The organism is Methylobacterium sp. E-046, assembly GCF_022829625.1.
GTDB lineage: Bacteria > Pseudomonadota > Alphaproteobacteria > Rhizobiales > Beijerinckiaceae > Methylobacterium > Methylobacterium longum.
Window position 1 is genome coordinate 260,627 of record NZ_JAKSYP010000090.1, and the last position, 13,233, is coordinate 273,859.

The window sequence follows — 13,233 nt, forward strand, 5'->3', positions numbered from 1 at the left end:
GAGCCTCCCAGGCGCGGGCCCACCTGCAGCCAGCCACGCGGTCTCCGGACATTGTCGGCCGGCGGTGCCGGGAGTTCCAGCGGACAAACTTGTACTTCGACGCCCTCCGTAACCGCCTCGGGCCACGGCTCCGGATGACGCGTGGGCTGCCGTCACAGCCGTGACGCGGCGGCGCTCGGCTTCAGCCGCACGCTCGAGCAGGGTCAGAGACGTGAGCAGGTCCCTTTTCCGAGACCATGCGACACACCGGATGATCTCCGCGAACGTCCCGGAGCGCCGCGGGCGAACCCGGATTGCAGCCTCCGAAGGCACGGATATCGGAGCACGATCGTCTCCGGGCGCTGCTCCAGGTTCGGGCACGCCGGGGCGATACGGACCCGGAGAACTGTCGGAGACGATGGTCCGTCAGCCGGTGCGCCGTGCCTTCGCGAAGTGTTAGAATGTCGGAACCCGGCGCGATGTCATCAGACCGCGCGGGAACGAACCCCATCCCTATTCCGCGCCGACGCGCGCCCCAAATCAGGCAAACATCATGAAGGTATCGGCCGATCTGTGCATCGTCCCGATGGGCGTCGGTCCGTCGGTCTCGCCCTACGTGCGGGAGATCAAGGCGCTCATCGAAGCGAGCGGCCTGTCGGCCACGATGCATCCCAACGGGACCAACATCGACGGCGAACTCGCGGAGATCTGCGCGCTCGCGGAGCGGTGTGAAGCGCGGCTCGCCGAGTTGGGTGTCCAACGGACCTTCTTCACGCTGATCTTCTCGACGCGCCGCGACAAGGATCAGTCCATGGCCGACAAGCTGGCCGCCGTATCCTGAGCCGGCGCGCCGACCCTGCCCGACGGGCCGCGCGGCGCCGCCGCGCGGATCCGGCGCTCAGGCAGTCTCAGCCGTGGCAGGCGCAGCCGGCATGATCGCAGCCGGGATGATCCTTATGCCCCTCGGCGCAGGAGTCGCAGCAATAAGCCTTGCCGTCCCGGGACACCGCCTTGGCGACCGGAATCACGCAGACGCAGTCCTGGCAGGCACACTTCACCATCTCGACGTCGACGCTCGCCATGATCCGCTCCGGGTTTGGCTCCGTTCACGAGTCGACATGTTAGATCTCGTTCGACGGAGAAGGAAGCCGGCCGAGGTCGCAGTGACGCGCCCGTGATCCCAACCCTGCCTCGCGCGTTCCCTTCATCCGGTGCCTGACGCGCTGGGTGGGAGGGCAGCATGGCCGAGCAAGAAACCGGTGAGGTACGGATCGAGCCCTACGATGGCCCGGCCGGCGGCTGGGGTTCGGCGCGATCCCTCGTCGAGATCCTGACCCGCGAGGGCGTACCGGTTACCGGCTCGGCGATGCTGCTGAAGCAGAACAAGCCGGACGGTTACATGTGCACGTCCTGCGCCTGGGCCAAGCCTGCCAAGCCCCTGGCCTTCGAGTATTGCGAGAACGGCGCGAAGGCGACTGCCTGGGAGCAAACCCGGCGCCGCGCGACAACGGATTTCTTCGCTGAGCACACCGTCACGGAGCTGCTCTCGTGGAGCGATTACGCCCTGGAGGAGCAGGGCCGCCTCACCCATCCGATGCGCTACGATCCCGCCAGCGATCGCTACCGGCCGGTTTCCTGGTCGGAGGCCATCGGAGAGATCGGGCGAGAGCTGAAGGCGTTGCGCGCGGAGGACCCGAAATCGACGGTCTTCTACGCGTCCGGTCGGGCTTCCCTCGAAACCAGCTATATGTGGGCCCTGATGGCGCGGCTCTACGGCAACAACAACCTGCCGGACTCCTCGAACATGTGCCACGAGCCGACCTCCGTGGCGCTGCCGCAATCGATCGGCGCTCCCGTGGGCACGGTTCTTCTGGAGGATTTCGAGACCACCGACCTGATCTTCTTCTTCGGACAGAATGTCGGCTCGAACGCACCCCGGATGCTGCACCCCCTTCAGGAGGCCCGGCGCCGGGGGGCGCAGATCATCACCTTCAACCCGTTGCGCGAGCGCGGCCTAGAGCGCTTCACCGATCCGCAATCACCCGTGGAGATGCTGACGCGCTCCTCCACCCGGATCTCCACGCAGTACCATCAGGTGAAGGCCGGTGGTGACCTCGCGGCGATCACCGGCCTGTGCAAGGCCCTGTTCGCCTTGGACCGGGAGGCTACGGCGGCCGGCCGGCACGGCGTGCTCGACCATGCCTTCATCGCCGAGCACACGCATGGCTTCGACGAGTTCGTCCGGTTCTGCGACGGGCAGGACTGGGCGGTGCTGGAGCGGCGCTCGGGCCTGTCGCGTACGGCGCTCGAGGAGGCGGCAGGAGCCTACGCCCGCGCCAAGGCGGTGATCGGCATCTACGGGATGGGCCTGACGCAGCACCGCAAGGGCACCGAGACGGTGCGGATGCTCGTCAACCTCCTGCTCCTGCGCGGCAATATCGGGAAGCCCGGCGCCGGCATCTGCCCGGTGCGCGGCCACTCGAACGTCCAAGGCCAGCGCACCGTCGGCATCACCGAGAAGCCGGAGCTGGCGCCCCTCGACAAGCTGAAGGAACTCTACGATTTCGAGCCGCCGCGCGAGAAGGGGCTCAACACCGTCGAGACCTGCGAGGGCGTCCTCGACGGCAGCGTCAAGGCCTTCGTAAGCCTGGGCGGCAACTTCCTCCGCGCCGTTCCCGATACCGGCCGGATCGAGCCGGCGTGGCGCCGCCAGCGCCTGACCGTGCAGATCTCGACCAAGCTCAACCGCTCGCATCTCGTGAACGGGGCCGTGGCCTACATCCTGCCCTGCCTCGGTCGCATCGAGATCGACCGGCAGGCGAGCGGGCCGCAGGCGGTCTCGATGGAGGATTCGACGGCGCGCTTCCATGGCTCACGGGGCGTATCCGATCCGGTCGGGCCGCATGTGCGCTCCGAGCCTTGGATCGTGGCGGAGATCGCCAAGGCGACGCTGCCCCCGAACCCGCGGATCGACTGGGATGCCTGGGTCGCCGATTACGGTCGCGTGCGCTCCGCGATCGAGGCGACCTACCCGACGGTCTTCCAAGACCTGAATGGGCGGATGTTCCAGCCGGGCGGGATCACCAAGCCGCTGGGCGCCCGCGACCGAAAGTGGGAAACGGAGACCGGCAAGGCCAATTTCGCGGTGCCGGAAGGTCTCGAGGCCGATCCGGACCTGCCGCCGCCCGGGCCCAACGTGCTCGACCTGATCACCCTCCGGTCAAACGACCAGTTCAACACCACGGTCTACGGCTACGACGATCGATTCCGCGGCGTGAAGGGAACCCGCGACATCTTGTTCATGAATCGCCGCGACATCGCCCGCCTGGGGCTCGCCGACGGCGCCAGCGTCGACGTTGAGACGGAAGCGGACGATGCGGTGCCGCGGCGTGTCGGCGGTCTCCGGGTGATCGCCTACGACATCCCGGAGGGGAATTGCGGCGGCTATTATCCGGAGCTGAACGTGCTGCTTCCTCTCTGGCACTACGACGAGCAATCCAAGACACCGGCCGCGAAGGCGATCACCGTACGGGTGACGGCTTCGACCCACCCGGGCTGAGGGAAGCGGCTGGCTTCGGGGCGCGCGCTCCGGCAAGGATCGGCCATGGATCAGGCGACCCCACCCGATGCGCGGCCGGACGCGCAGGCGGACCCACGACTGCGCGTCCTCCTCGATCGGATCGCCGCCGGAGCGCCCGTCCGGGGCCCGGGATCCGACTTGTCGGGCCTGAGCGCTGCGCGCGACGTGCTCGCCGCGCATCGGGCCACCGTCGATCCCGAATCCGGCGGCCTGCCGCTCGCGGAGGCCGACCTGTCCCGTGCCCGGATGGAGGAGGCCGACCTCGCCGGCGCGAATCTGCGCCGCGCCAACCTTTCCGGCGCGGTCGGGCGCTCGACCCGCTTCGTCGGCGCGATCCTGGAGGAGGCGGACCTCTCCGAGGCCGACCTCTCCGGAGCGGACTTCACGGGCATCGTGGCGGGTCAGGTCAGGTTCGCCGGGGCCATGCTGGAGGATGCACGGTTCGGGCAGGCCGCGATGCGTTTCGCCGACCTGTCGGGCGCCCTCCTCGACGGGACGGATTTCGCCGGCGCCGACCTCTGGGGCGCCGATTTCTCCGGGGCGGATGCGGACGACACCGTGTTCCGCGACGCACGGCTCGACGAAGCCAAGCTTGCCGACGCCAACCTGACCCACGCGGATTTTGCCGGCGCGAGCCTCGCCAAGGCGACGCTGGCGGGCTCGCGGCTGCGGGGGGCGAACTTCACCGGAGCAAAGCTCGACGGCGCGGACCTCTCCGGCGCCGACCTCTCGGACACCGACCTCGTCCGACTCAATCTCGGCACCTGCCGTCTGCGGCATGCCCGTTTCGCCGGCGCTTGGCTGAACGGCACGCGGATGAGCGTCGATCAGCTCGGCGGCGCCGTCGGCGAGGAAGTGGCCGGCACCTACGAGGCGGCACAGGCGAGCTACCTCGCCCTGGAACAGAACTGGAAGAGCATCGGCAGCCACGATGCAGCGAGCTGGGCCTACAAGCGCGGCCGCCGAATGGGCCGCTTCCATGCGGGGCGCCAGTTTCGCACGGCCGTGAGCGACCGGAACGGGCCCGGGGTGCTACGGCACGGCTACCGCTGGACGGCCGACCGATTCGTGGAGTGGCTGTGCGACTACGGCGAGAGCCTGTCGCGCATCGCCCGGGCGTTCGCGTTGCTGATCGTGCTCTTCGCCGGCCTCTACGGTCTGACCGGCGGTCTGTTCATCTCAGAGGGGCCGGAGGCCGGCCCGACCTACAACCCCCTCGACCTCCTGAGCTACAGCGCGCTCAACATGATGACCGCGAACCCGCCTGAGATCGGGCTGAAGCCGACCGGCCGCGTCACCAACCTGCTGGTCGGCATCGAGGGCGGGGTCGGCATCATCCTCATGGGGCTCTACGGGTTCGTCCTCGGCAACCGGTTGCGGCGGTGATGAGAGCGGTCGAGGAGCAATCCTCGCGCGGTACCGACGGACATCGACTCGGCCTGTATACCGGTGAACAATGGGGATGACCGGCCCCGAGGCTTGACACGTTCCAGTTTTGTTCCAGCATGGCCCCCCGTCCGTGGAGAGAGTCGAAGGGCGCTCGTTTGTCCGGCATCGAGCTGGATAGGGGAGCGGTCGGCTATGCTTCGGTAACCATACCGGGGCCAAGGTCTTGCGGTGTGATCCTGGTGCGCCCGCCGCGGCGCCAGATACGGAGTCGTCCGCCGATGGCCCTGCCCAATGCGCTCACGGCCAAGCTCGAAGCGGTCCAGGCCGAGTACCGCGTCGCCCCGCACAACGTCGACGCGGAGCAAGCGCTGCTGGGCGCGATCCTGGTGAACAACGACGCCTATTATCGGGTGTCGGACTTCCTCCTGCCCGAGCACTTCATGGAGGATGCCCACCAGCAGATCTTCACGGTGGCGGCGTCGCTCATCCGGGCCGGCAAGCTCGCCACGCCCATCACCCTGAAGACTTATCTGGGCGACGCCGATTTCGGCGGCCAGACGGTGATGCAGTACCTCGCACGGCTCGCCGCGGACGCGACCACCGTCATCAACGCGGGCGATTACGGCCGCACGATTTACGACCTCGCCATCCGCCGGCGGCTGATCACCATCGGCGAGGATCTGGTGAACGGCGCGTACGAGGCGCCCGTGGAGCAGGCCCCCCGGGATCAGATCGAGGAGACCGAGCGCCGCTTGTACGAGCTGGCCGAGGCCGGGCGTTACGACGGCGGCTTCCAGAAGTTCTCGGACGCGCTCACGGCCGCGGTCGACATGGCCGCCAAGGCCTACCAGCGCGACGGCAAGCTCTCGGGCATCGCCACCGGCCTCAGCGATCTCGACGCCAAGATGGGCGGCCTGCAGCCGTCCGACCTGATCATCCTCGCGGGCCGCCCGGCCATGGGCAAGACCTCGCTGGTGACCAACATCGCCTTCAACATCGCCAAGGCCTATCGCGGCGAGAAGCAGCCCGACGGTACGACCAAGACGGTGAACGGCGGCATCGTCGGGTTCTTCTCCCTCGAAATGTCGGCCGAGCAGCTCGCCACCCGTATCATCGCCGAGCAGTCCGGCGTGCCCTCCTACAAGATCCGTCGCGGCGACATTCGGCCGGAGGATTTCTACAAGATCACCGATGCCGCTCGGGACATGCAGACGATCCCGTTCTACATCGATCAGAGCGGCGGCATCTCGATCGCTCAGCTCTCCGCCCGCGCCCGGCGCCTCAAGCGCCAGAAGGGTCTCGACCTGCTGATCGTCGACTACCTGCAGCTGCTCTCGGGCTCGGGCAAGCGCAGCGACAACCGCGTGCAGGAGATGACCGAGATCACCACCGGCATGAAAGCGCTGGCCAAGGAGCTGGCGGTGCCGGTTGTCGCTCTGTCCCAGCTCTCCCGTCAGGTGGAGAACCGCGACGACAAGCGACCGCAGCTCGCCGACCTCCGCGAATCGGGCTCGATCGAGCAGGACGCCGACGTTGTGATGTTCGTGTTCCGGGAGGAGTATTACGTCGGCAACAAGAAGCCGCGCGAGGGGACGGAGGAGTTCTTCGCCTGGGAGGCCGAGATGCAGCGCGTCCACGGCAAGGCCGAGGTGATTCTCGGCAAGCAGCGTCACGGACCGACCGGCACCGTGGAGCTGCAATTCGACGCCAACATCACCCGGTTCTCGAACCTCGCGCAGACCGACCGCATCCCGGAACAGATGTGATCGGCTGCCACCGCCTCTGGGGACAGGCGGGCGGGACGACGCGGCGAATTCTCCCGCGTGGCCGCCGGGGTCGCGGTCGTTTGCAGACGGCACCGGGCCGCGCGCGGAGCGATCCTTCGTCTCCGGGGCGTGTGGGCGCGCCTGGATCGAGGTCGCCGCGGAGGCCGGCCTCGGCGAGGACGGCTCCGCGTTTTCCAGTCCCCTTAAACTGGTCGCGATCCCGGATCGTTCGGTGTCCCGGCTGCCGCGCGGGCGCATACGCCCGGTAACCGGGCGGCGCGAGGGGTCGTCGTCGGTCGGAGCTTGAGCGCGACTGTACCCGCGGATGGCCCTGGCTTCGGCAGGGCAAGGCCGGGATGGGCGCGAACCATCGCGGGCATCGGCCGTTGAGCGAGGACGATTATCCCGCCGCCGCAGGAGCGACGATGAGCGAGCCCACCCCTCCGAAGATGCCGTACTGGCACGTCTACACCGACGCGGAGGGGATGAGCCGGCAGGAGCAGTTCCATCTCGAGCGCTTCGCGTTCGAGGGGATCAATCCCGAGACCGCACCGCAGTGGAACGACAAGATGGATCCGGCGCCGTCGGTCGTCACCTTCACGGTGCTGCCGGTGGGCTGGGTCGGCGAGTGGCACGAGAACCCGCGGCCGCAATGGATCGCGATCCTCGCGGGCCGCTGGTTCGTCGAGACGATGGACGGCCACCGGGTCGAGATGGGTCCGGGGGAGCTGATGATGGGCGAGGACCAGAATACCCGCGCGCGGGACGGCAAGAAGGGCCACCTCTCCGGCACGGTCGGCGACGAGCCCTGCACCATGATCGTCACCGGTCTTCAGGTCGAGCCGACCGTCAACCAGCCCGGCCGCTTCAAGTAGGAGCTGGCCCATGGACGGTTTCGAGCTGACGCAGCCGCGCTTCAAGGGCTACGTCCTGCCGAACGCACCGCTGGAGACGCTCGCCGAGGGATTCCGCTGGACCGAGGGGCCGGTCTGGTTCGGCGACCGCGACGAACTGCTGTTCTCGGATCTGCCCAATAACCGCGTCATGCGATGGGCGGAGTATGCCGGCCTCAGCGTCTACCGGGAGGCGAGCGACTTCGAGAACGGCCATGCCCGAGACCGACAGGGCCGATTGCTCTCGTGCTCGCATCGCGGCCGACGCATCCATCGGACCGAACTCGACGGCCGCATCGTCGGCTTGGTCGAGGGCTACCAAGGGCGGAGACTGAACTCGCCCAACGACGTCGTCTGCAAGTCCGACGGGACGATCTGGTTCTCAGACCCGCCCTACGGTATCCAGACCGACTACGAGGGCGGCAAGCAGCACTCCGAGTTGCCCGCCGCGGTCTATAGGTTTGATCCCCGGGACGGCTCGCTGCGGGTCGTCGCAGACGATTTCCAGGGCCCGAACGGCCTCTGCTTTTCACCCGACGAGCGCCGGCTCTACATCGTGGAAACCGGCCTGCAGTTCGACGCGGAGCCGCTCCAGCACGTCCGGGTCTTCGACGTGGCCGAGGATGGCCGCCTGTCCGGGGGCGACGTGTTCTGCACGATCGCGCCGGGCAATGCCGACGGGATCCGGTGCGATGAGCACGGCAATCTCTGGTCGAGTGCGGGGGACGGCGTCCACTGCATCGATCCCGGCGGCGAGCTGATCGGCAAGATCCTGGTGCCCTCCACCGTGGCCAACCTCGCCTTCGGCGGCCGGAACGACAGCCGCCTGTTCCTGTGCGCCTCGCACACGCTCTACGCGATCTACGTCAACGTGCGGGGAGCGCCCCTCCTGTGAGTGGGATACGGGCGATCGCGGGTTTCAGCCGCACCGTCGCGGACCTCGCGGTCACCGAGGCCTTCTACCGCGACGGGCTCGGCTTCGTGCGGGTCGCGCCGCCGGAGCCGCTGCCACCCGCACTCGCCGCCGCGATGGGGCTGACGCGGCGGCGCGCCTGGCAGTTGCACATGCGGCTCGGCGATCAGGCCGTGTCGTTCCTCGCGGTGGATCCGCTTGGGGCGCCCTACCCGGCCGATCCCGCGGCCACGGATCCGTTCTTCCAGCATCTCGCCATCCCGGTGCGCGACATGGACGCCGCGCTGGCGCAGCTCTCGGCGGTCGGCGCGACGGCGATCAGCCGCGGCGGGCCCCAGGTCCTGCCGGCCTCCTCGGGCGGCGTCACCGCCTACAAGTTCCGTGATCCGGACGGGCATCCTCTGGAGCTGATCGTTTTCTCCGGCGGCCCTCCGGCCCAGCGCTGGCGCACCGCACCGGGCCTGTTCCTGGGCATCGACCATTCGGCGATCACCGTGACCGACCTCGACGCCGCCCTGGCGTTCCTCACCGGACCGCTCGGCCTCAGACAGGCTGAGCGGGGTCTGAACCGCGGATCCGAGCAGGCGCGTCTCGACGGCCTGGACGATCCGCAGGTCGATGTGGTCGCGCTGGAACCGCCGACCCCGGCGCCGCACGTGGAGTTGCTGCACTATCGAAGGCCGATCATCCGGTGCCCCGTCCAGGCCGCCCCGGGACCCGCCGACCGAGCCTCGACCCGCTTCGTCTTCGAATCGCGCGATCTTGATCAGGTCGTGGGAGCGGTCAGCACCGCGGGCTTCGTCGCGCGCGTGTCCGACGACGGCGCGGCTGCCTACGGCGAGGGGCCGGACGGACACGGATTTCTGATCCTGCGCGCCTGACGCGGAACGTCGAAGGCGGAACTTCGGACGCAGCGTCCCGGACTTGACGCGCCGCCCCTCCGGCGTCCAATCCGGCCGCCCCGGAGGTCAGACCGATGCCGTTCCTCGCCCTGCCCTTTCCGGCCATCGACCCGGTGGCGCTCGCGATCGGGCCGATCACGATCAAATGGTACGCCCTCGCCTACATCGCGGGCCTGATCGGCGGCTGGTATTACGCGCGCCGCCTCGTCATGGCCGACAGCCTCTGGGGCGTGGTGAAGCGCCCACAGGTCATCGACATCGACGACCTCGTCGTCTGGGTCGCCCTCGGCGTCGTTCTGGGCGGCCGGATCGGCTACGTGCTTTTCTACAATCTCCCGATGTACATCGCCGATCCCATGGAGATCCTGGCGATCCGCAACGGCGGCATGTCGTTCCACGGCGGCTTCCTCGGGGCGATCCTGGCGTTCCTGCTGTTCGCCCGCGCCAAGGCCCTCAACGGCTACACGCTTCTCGACATCGGCGCCGTGGTCGTGCCGATCGGCCTGTTCTTCGGCCGCATCGCCAACTTCGTGAACGGCGAACTCTGGGGCCGGGCGGCGCCGGACTTCCCCTACGCCATCATATTCCCCGGCGGCGGCCCGCTGCCGCGGCACCCGAGCCAGCTCTATGAAGCCGCTACGGAAGGCCTGCTGCTGTTCATCGTGATGGCGATCGCCGTACGCCGCTTCGGCTTCCGCAAGCCGGGGCTTCTCGGCGGCATCTTCGTCCTCGGCTACGCGCTGTCGCGGACTGTCTGCGAGTTCTTCCGCGAGCCCGACCGCCAGCTCGGCTTCCTCTTCGGCGACCATCTCGGTCCCATGGGCGGCGGCGTGACCATGGGCATGCTGCTATGCGTGCCGATGATGATCGTCGGGCTCACCTACATCGTGCTGGCCGCGACCGGCCGGACCCGTCCGCGCCATCCCGTCGAGGCGCCGGCCGCCGGGGAGGCGCGCGAGGCGCCCGCCGAGGCGTGACGCCCCTCGGAGCCGAGATCGCAGCCCTGATCCGCCAGAACGGGCCGATCGGCGTCGATCGCTACATGGCTCTCTGCCTCGGCCATCCAGTTCACGGCTACTACCGGACGCGCGATCCCCTCGGCGCCCAGGGCGATTTCACCACGGCGCCCGAGATCAGCCAGATGTTCGGCGAGCTGATCGGGGCCTGGACCGCCTACGTCCACGGCGCGATGGGGCGGCCGGATCCGCTGACCCTCGTGGAACTCGGGCCCGGCCGCGGAACGCTGATGGCGGACATCCTGCGGACGCTGCGGACGGCGGCGCCGGGCGTGCGCGTGGCGCCGCACCTCGTTGAGACCAGCCCGGTGCTGCGGGCCGTCCAGGAACACACCCTGGCGGGGACCGGGGCGGTCTGGCACCCGGGAATCGAGACCCTGCCCCCCGGTCCATCGATCATTCTGGCCAACGAGTTCTTCGACTGTCTGCCGGTGCGCCAGTTCGAGCGTCGCCCGACCGGCTGGCACGAACGCCAGGTCGGCCTCGGCCCGGAGGGCGGGTTGGCCTTCGGTCTGTCGCCGGAGGCGACCCCCGGCCTCGACGCGGAGGGTCCGGAGGGCGCCCTGTTGAGCGTGCCTGCTGCCGGTCTCGCTCTTGTCCGCGCCTTGGCCCGGACCCTGCGATCCGCGAGCGGCATCCTGCTGGCCATCGATTACGGGCACGTCCGACCCGGCTTCGGCGACACGCTCCAGGCGCTCTCCGGACACCGCTTCACCGATCCGCTCGCGGCCCCCGGCGCGGCGGACCTGACCCACCATGTCGATTTCAACGCCCTCGCCCGGGCGGCGCTTGCCGAGGGGGCAGACGTCTACGGCCCGGTGGACCAGCGTGATTTCTTGCTCGCCCTCGGTCTACAGGCCCGCGCCGAGCGCCTGAAGATGCGCGCGACCGACGAACAGGCCGCCGGGATCGATGCGGCGGCCGACCGGCTCACGGAGGCCGGCCGGCTCGGCATGGGCAACCTGTTCAAGGTCCTTGCCGTGGGCGGCCCGCGACTCGGGCCGCTCCCGGGATTTCAGACGGGCTGAGGCATACCGGCGTGTAGACCAGGGTCAGCCGAAGGAGCCGAAGCCGGAGTCGGTCTGGCTCGCCGGCCGCGGAGTCGGCGGCGCGGGCGGATTCGGATCGTTCGGGTCGAAGGCCGCGGGTTCGCCCGTGACGGGGTGCGCGGTCGCGCTCGTGGTGCGAGGCTCCTCGGCCTCGTTCGTCTCGGGCAGGACGTCGGATTCGATCCCTCGTGTCATCGTGATCCTTCTCGAAGTGAAGCCGGCTCGGCGTCATTTTGCATTGCAACAAGAGTCTGACGCTGAGACGACATCGTCAAGGGGGCGCCCATGCGGTATCGGACCGCGACAGGGGAACCGCAAGGGAGCCGACCGTGACCGCAGGCCTATCGATCGAGGCGTCGGAACTCTCCTCGCACGCGGGGGTGCGTCACGCCTTCTTCACACGCCAAGGCGGCGTCTCGGACGGGATCTTCGCAACGTTGAACGGTGGACTCGGCTCCCGCGACGCACCGGAGCACGTCGCGGAGAATCGGGCGCGGATGTGCGCCCGGCTCGGTCTGCCGCGCGACCGGCTCGTCAGCCTGTATCAGGTTCATTCGGCCGACGTCATCACCGTCGAGGCGCCCTTCGCGGACGCGCACCGGCCCAAGGCCGACGCCATGGTGACGCGCGTGCCGGGCCTGGCGTTGGGCATCGCCACGGCGGATTGCGGGCCGGTGCTGTTCGCCGATCCGGAGAACGGTGTCGTGGGCGCGGCCCATGCCGGCTGGAAGGGAGCATTGACCGGCGTCGTCGGCGCGACGGTGGCGGCCATGGTGGCTCTGGGCGCGCACCGGAGCCGGATCGTGGCGGTGCTCGGCCCCACGATCGGGCCGGCCTCCTACGAAGTCGGCCCGGATTTTGTCGCGCGGTTCCGCTCGGAAGCCCCCGGGATGGAGCGGTTTCTCGGACCGGGCACGCGACCCGGCCACGCCCAGTTCGACCTCCCGAGCTTCATCCTGGCCCGCCTTGCGGAAGCGGATGTCGGAGAAGCGACATCGCTGAACCTCTGCACCTACGCCGACCCCGAGCGGTTCTACAGCTACCGACGCACTACCCATCGCGGCGAGCCGGATTACGGTCGGCTGATCTCAGCCATCGCGCTCACGCCCTGAGACGCGTCGGTCCGACACCGGTCAGGGGTGCGACACTCTGTCCATGCAACCACGCTGAAAAAGCGTGGCCGTAACCGAACCTTGGCCATTGGAGCGCGTTGTGGGGTTAAGGTGCCGGGGAAAACGGCGGGTTGCCATAAGGGGCCGCGATGCGCGGTCGGCGACACCGCGGAGCGCAAAGCAACCCTGGAACCGCTGGAACGCAACCAGATCCGGATCCGTGGACGACCCGCGAGACGGGCGGCACGGCCCCACCAGTGAGGACCAGACCATGACTTCCCTGCTCCGTGCCACCACGTCCCTCGCGGGCATCGCCTTCGCCGGCTCCGCCTTCGCCGCCGACCTGCCGCGCCGGGCCGCCCCGCCGCCGGTGTTCACCCCCGTCCCGGTGTTCACCTGGACCGGCGCCCACTTCGGTATCAACGCCCGCTACGCCTTCGACGCCAGCAGCCGCTCCAACAACGCCACCTTCACGGTGCCCGGCGCCTTCACGCCCAGCGGCGCCCCGGTGCTCGCCTCCTTCGCCAACCGCAGCCAGGCCGGCTTCTCCGGCGCTGGCCAGACTGGCTACACCTTCCAGCTGCCCGCTGGCTCTGTCGTGCTCCTCTGCATCGCGCTCTGCGACGTGTGCCTC

The 13,233-nt window shown here is 69.0% G+C and carries 12 protein-coding genes and 1 pseudogene; 11 read left to right on the forward strand and 2 right to left on the reverse strand.

What is annotated here, in order from left to right; translation table 11 throughout:
- Nucleotides 1-532: 532 nt before the first annotated feature.
- Complete coding sequence (locus tag MKK82_RS08530) at nucleotides 533-820, forward strand: MTH1187 family thiamine-binding protein (RefSeq protein WP_238284900.1); 288 nt, start codon at nucleotides 533-535, stop codon at nucleotides 818-820.
- A 67-nt stretch (nucleotides 821-887) separates the two neighbouring features.
- Here MKK82_RS08530 and MKK82_RS08535 read toward each other — a convergent pair whose 3' ends face one another.
- Nucleotides 888-1,061 (reverse strand): metallothionein, encoded by a 174-nt coding sequence (locus tag MKK82_RS08535; protein ID WP_238284899.1) that lies wholly within the window; start codon nucleotides 1,059-1,061, stop codon nucleotides 888-890.
- A 158-nt stretch (nucleotides 1,062-1,219) separates the two neighbouring features.
- Here MKK82_RS08535 and MKK82_RS08540 point away from each other — a divergent pair, with 158 nt between their 5' ends.
- From MKK82_RS08540 to MKK82_RS08575, 8 genes are all read left to right on the forward strand, one after another.
- Nucleotides 1,220-3,538, forward strand: a complete 2,319-nt coding sequence (locus MKK82_RS08540; protein WP_238284898.1) for an FdhF/YdeP family oxidoreductase — start codon at nucleotides 1,220-1,222, stop codon at nucleotides 3,536-3,538.
- A 45-nt stretch (nucleotides 3,539-3,583) separates the two neighbouring features.
- On the forward strand, nucleotides 3,584-4,945 hold the full coding sequence (locus MKK82_RS08545; protein ID WP_243985255.1) for a pentapeptide repeat-containing protein: 1,362 nt from the start codon (nucleotides 3,584-3,586) through the stop codon (nucleotides 4,943-4,945).
- Between the two features lie 281 nt (nucleotides 4,946-5,226).
- On the forward strand, nucleotides 5,227-6,714 hold the full coding sequence (locus tag MKK82_RS08550; RefSeq protein WP_238284893.1) for a replicative DNA helicase: 1,488 nt from the start codon (nucleotides 5,227-5,229) through the stop codon (nucleotides 6,712-6,714).
- Between the two features lie 425 nt (nucleotides 6,715-7,139).
- A complete protein-coding gene (locus MKK82_RS08555; protein WP_238284891.1) occupies nucleotides 7,140-7,589 on the forward strand; it encodes a cupin domain-containing protein in 450 nt (149 codons plus the stop codon).
- A 10-nt stretch (nucleotides 7,590-7,599) separates the two neighbouring features.
- The gene (locus MKK82_RS08560) at nucleotides 7,600-8,502 is read left to right on the forward strand and encodes an SMP-30/gluconolactonase/LRE family protein (protein WP_238284889.1); all 903 of its coding nucleotides are present in this window, start codon (nucleotides 7,600-7,602) and stop codon (nucleotides 8,500-8,502) included.
- Nucleotides 8,499-9,401 carry a VOC family protein gene (locus tag MKK82_RS08565; RefSeq protein ID WP_238284888.1) on the forward strand — a complete coding sequence of 301 codons (903 nt, stop codon included), beginning with the start codon at nucleotides 8,499-8,501 and terminating at the stop codon, nucleotides 9,399-9,401. The genes MKK82_RS08560 and MKK82_RS08565 overlap by 4 nt, the downstream gene beginning before the upstream one ends.
- Nucleotides 9,402-9,496: 95 nt before the next feature.
- On the forward strand, nucleotides 9,497-10,399 hold the full coding sequence (gene lgt / locus MKK82_RS08570; RefSeq protein ID WP_238284886.1) for a prolipoprotein diacylglyceryl transferase: 903 nt from the start codon (nucleotides 9,497-9,499) through the stop codon (nucleotides 10,397-10,399).
- Nucleotides 10,396-11,466, forward strand: coding sequence for a class I SAM-dependent methyltransferase (locus MKK82_RS08575; RefSeq protein WP_238284885.1), 1,071 nt, complete (start codon nucleotides 10,396-10,398; stop codon nucleotides 11,464-11,466). The genes lgt and MKK82_RS08575 overlap by 4 nt, the downstream gene beginning before the upstream one ends.
- Nucleotides 11,467-11,490: 24 nt before the next feature.
- On the opposite strand, the gene MKK82_RS08580 is transcribed toward MKK82_RS08575, so the two are convergent.
- On the reverse strand, nucleotides 11,491-11,682 hold the full coding sequence (locus MKK82_RS08580) for a fibronectin-attachment protein (FAP) (RefSeq protein ID WP_238284884.1): 192 nt from the start codon (nucleotides 11,680-11,682) through the stop codon (nucleotides 11,491-11,493).
- A gap of 134 nt (nucleotides 11,683-11,816) precedes the next feature.
- On the opposite strand from MKK82_RS08580, the gene pgeF reads away from it, so the two are divergent.
- Both pgeF and MKK82_RS08590 read left to right on the forward strand, forming a co-directional pair.
- Complete coding sequence (pgeF, locus tag MKK82_RS08585; protein WP_243985256.1) at nucleotides 11,817-12,599, forward strand: peptidoglycan editing factor PgeF; 783 nt, start codon at nucleotides 11,817-11,819, stop codon at nucleotides 12,597-12,599.
- Between the two features lie 271 nt (nucleotides 12,600-12,870).
- A pseudogene (locus MKK82_RS08590) lies at nucleotides 12,871-13,233 on the forward strand (porin family protein); the annotation flags it as partial.

Excerpts from the sequence above, each read along its gene's own strand:
- MKK82_RS08530 (WP_238284900.1), top strand. The coding sequence starts at position 533 with ATGAAGGTATCGGCCGATCTGTGCATCGTCCCGATGGGCGTCGGTCCG.
- MKK82_RS08535 (WP_238284899.1), bottom strand. The coding sequence starts at position 1,061 with ATGGCGAGCGTCGACGTCGAGATGGTGAAGTGTGCCTGCCAGGACTGC.
- MKK82_RS08540 (WP_238284898.1), top strand. The coding sequence starts at position 1,220 with ATGGCCGAGCAAGAAACCGGTGAGGTACGGATCGAGCCCTACGATGGC.
- MKK82_RS08545 (WP_243985255.1), top strand. The coding sequence starts at position 3,584 with ATGGATCAGGCGACCCCACCCGATGCGCGGCCGGACGCGCAGGCGGAC.
- MKK82_RS08550 (WP_238284893.1), top strand. The coding sequence starts at position 5,227 with ATGGCCCTGCCCAATGCGCTCACGGCCAAGCTCGAAGCGGTCCAGGCC.
- MKK82_RS08555 (WP_238284891.1), top strand. The coding sequence starts at position 7,140 with ATGAGCGAGCCCACCCCTCCGAAGATGCCGTACTGGCACGTCTACACC.
- MKK82_RS08560 (WP_238284889.1), top strand. The coding sequence starts at position 7,600 with ATGGACGGTTTCGAGCTGACGCAGCCGCGCTTCAAGGGCTACGTCCTG.
- lgt (WP_238284886.1), top strand. The coding sequence starts at position 9,497 with ATGCCGTTCCTCGCCCTGCCCTTTCCGGCCATCGACCCGGTGGCGCTC.
- MKK82_RS08580 (WP_238284884.1), bottom strand. The coding sequence starts at position 11,682 with ATGACACGAGGGATCGAATCCGACGTCCTGCCCGAGACGAACGAGGCC.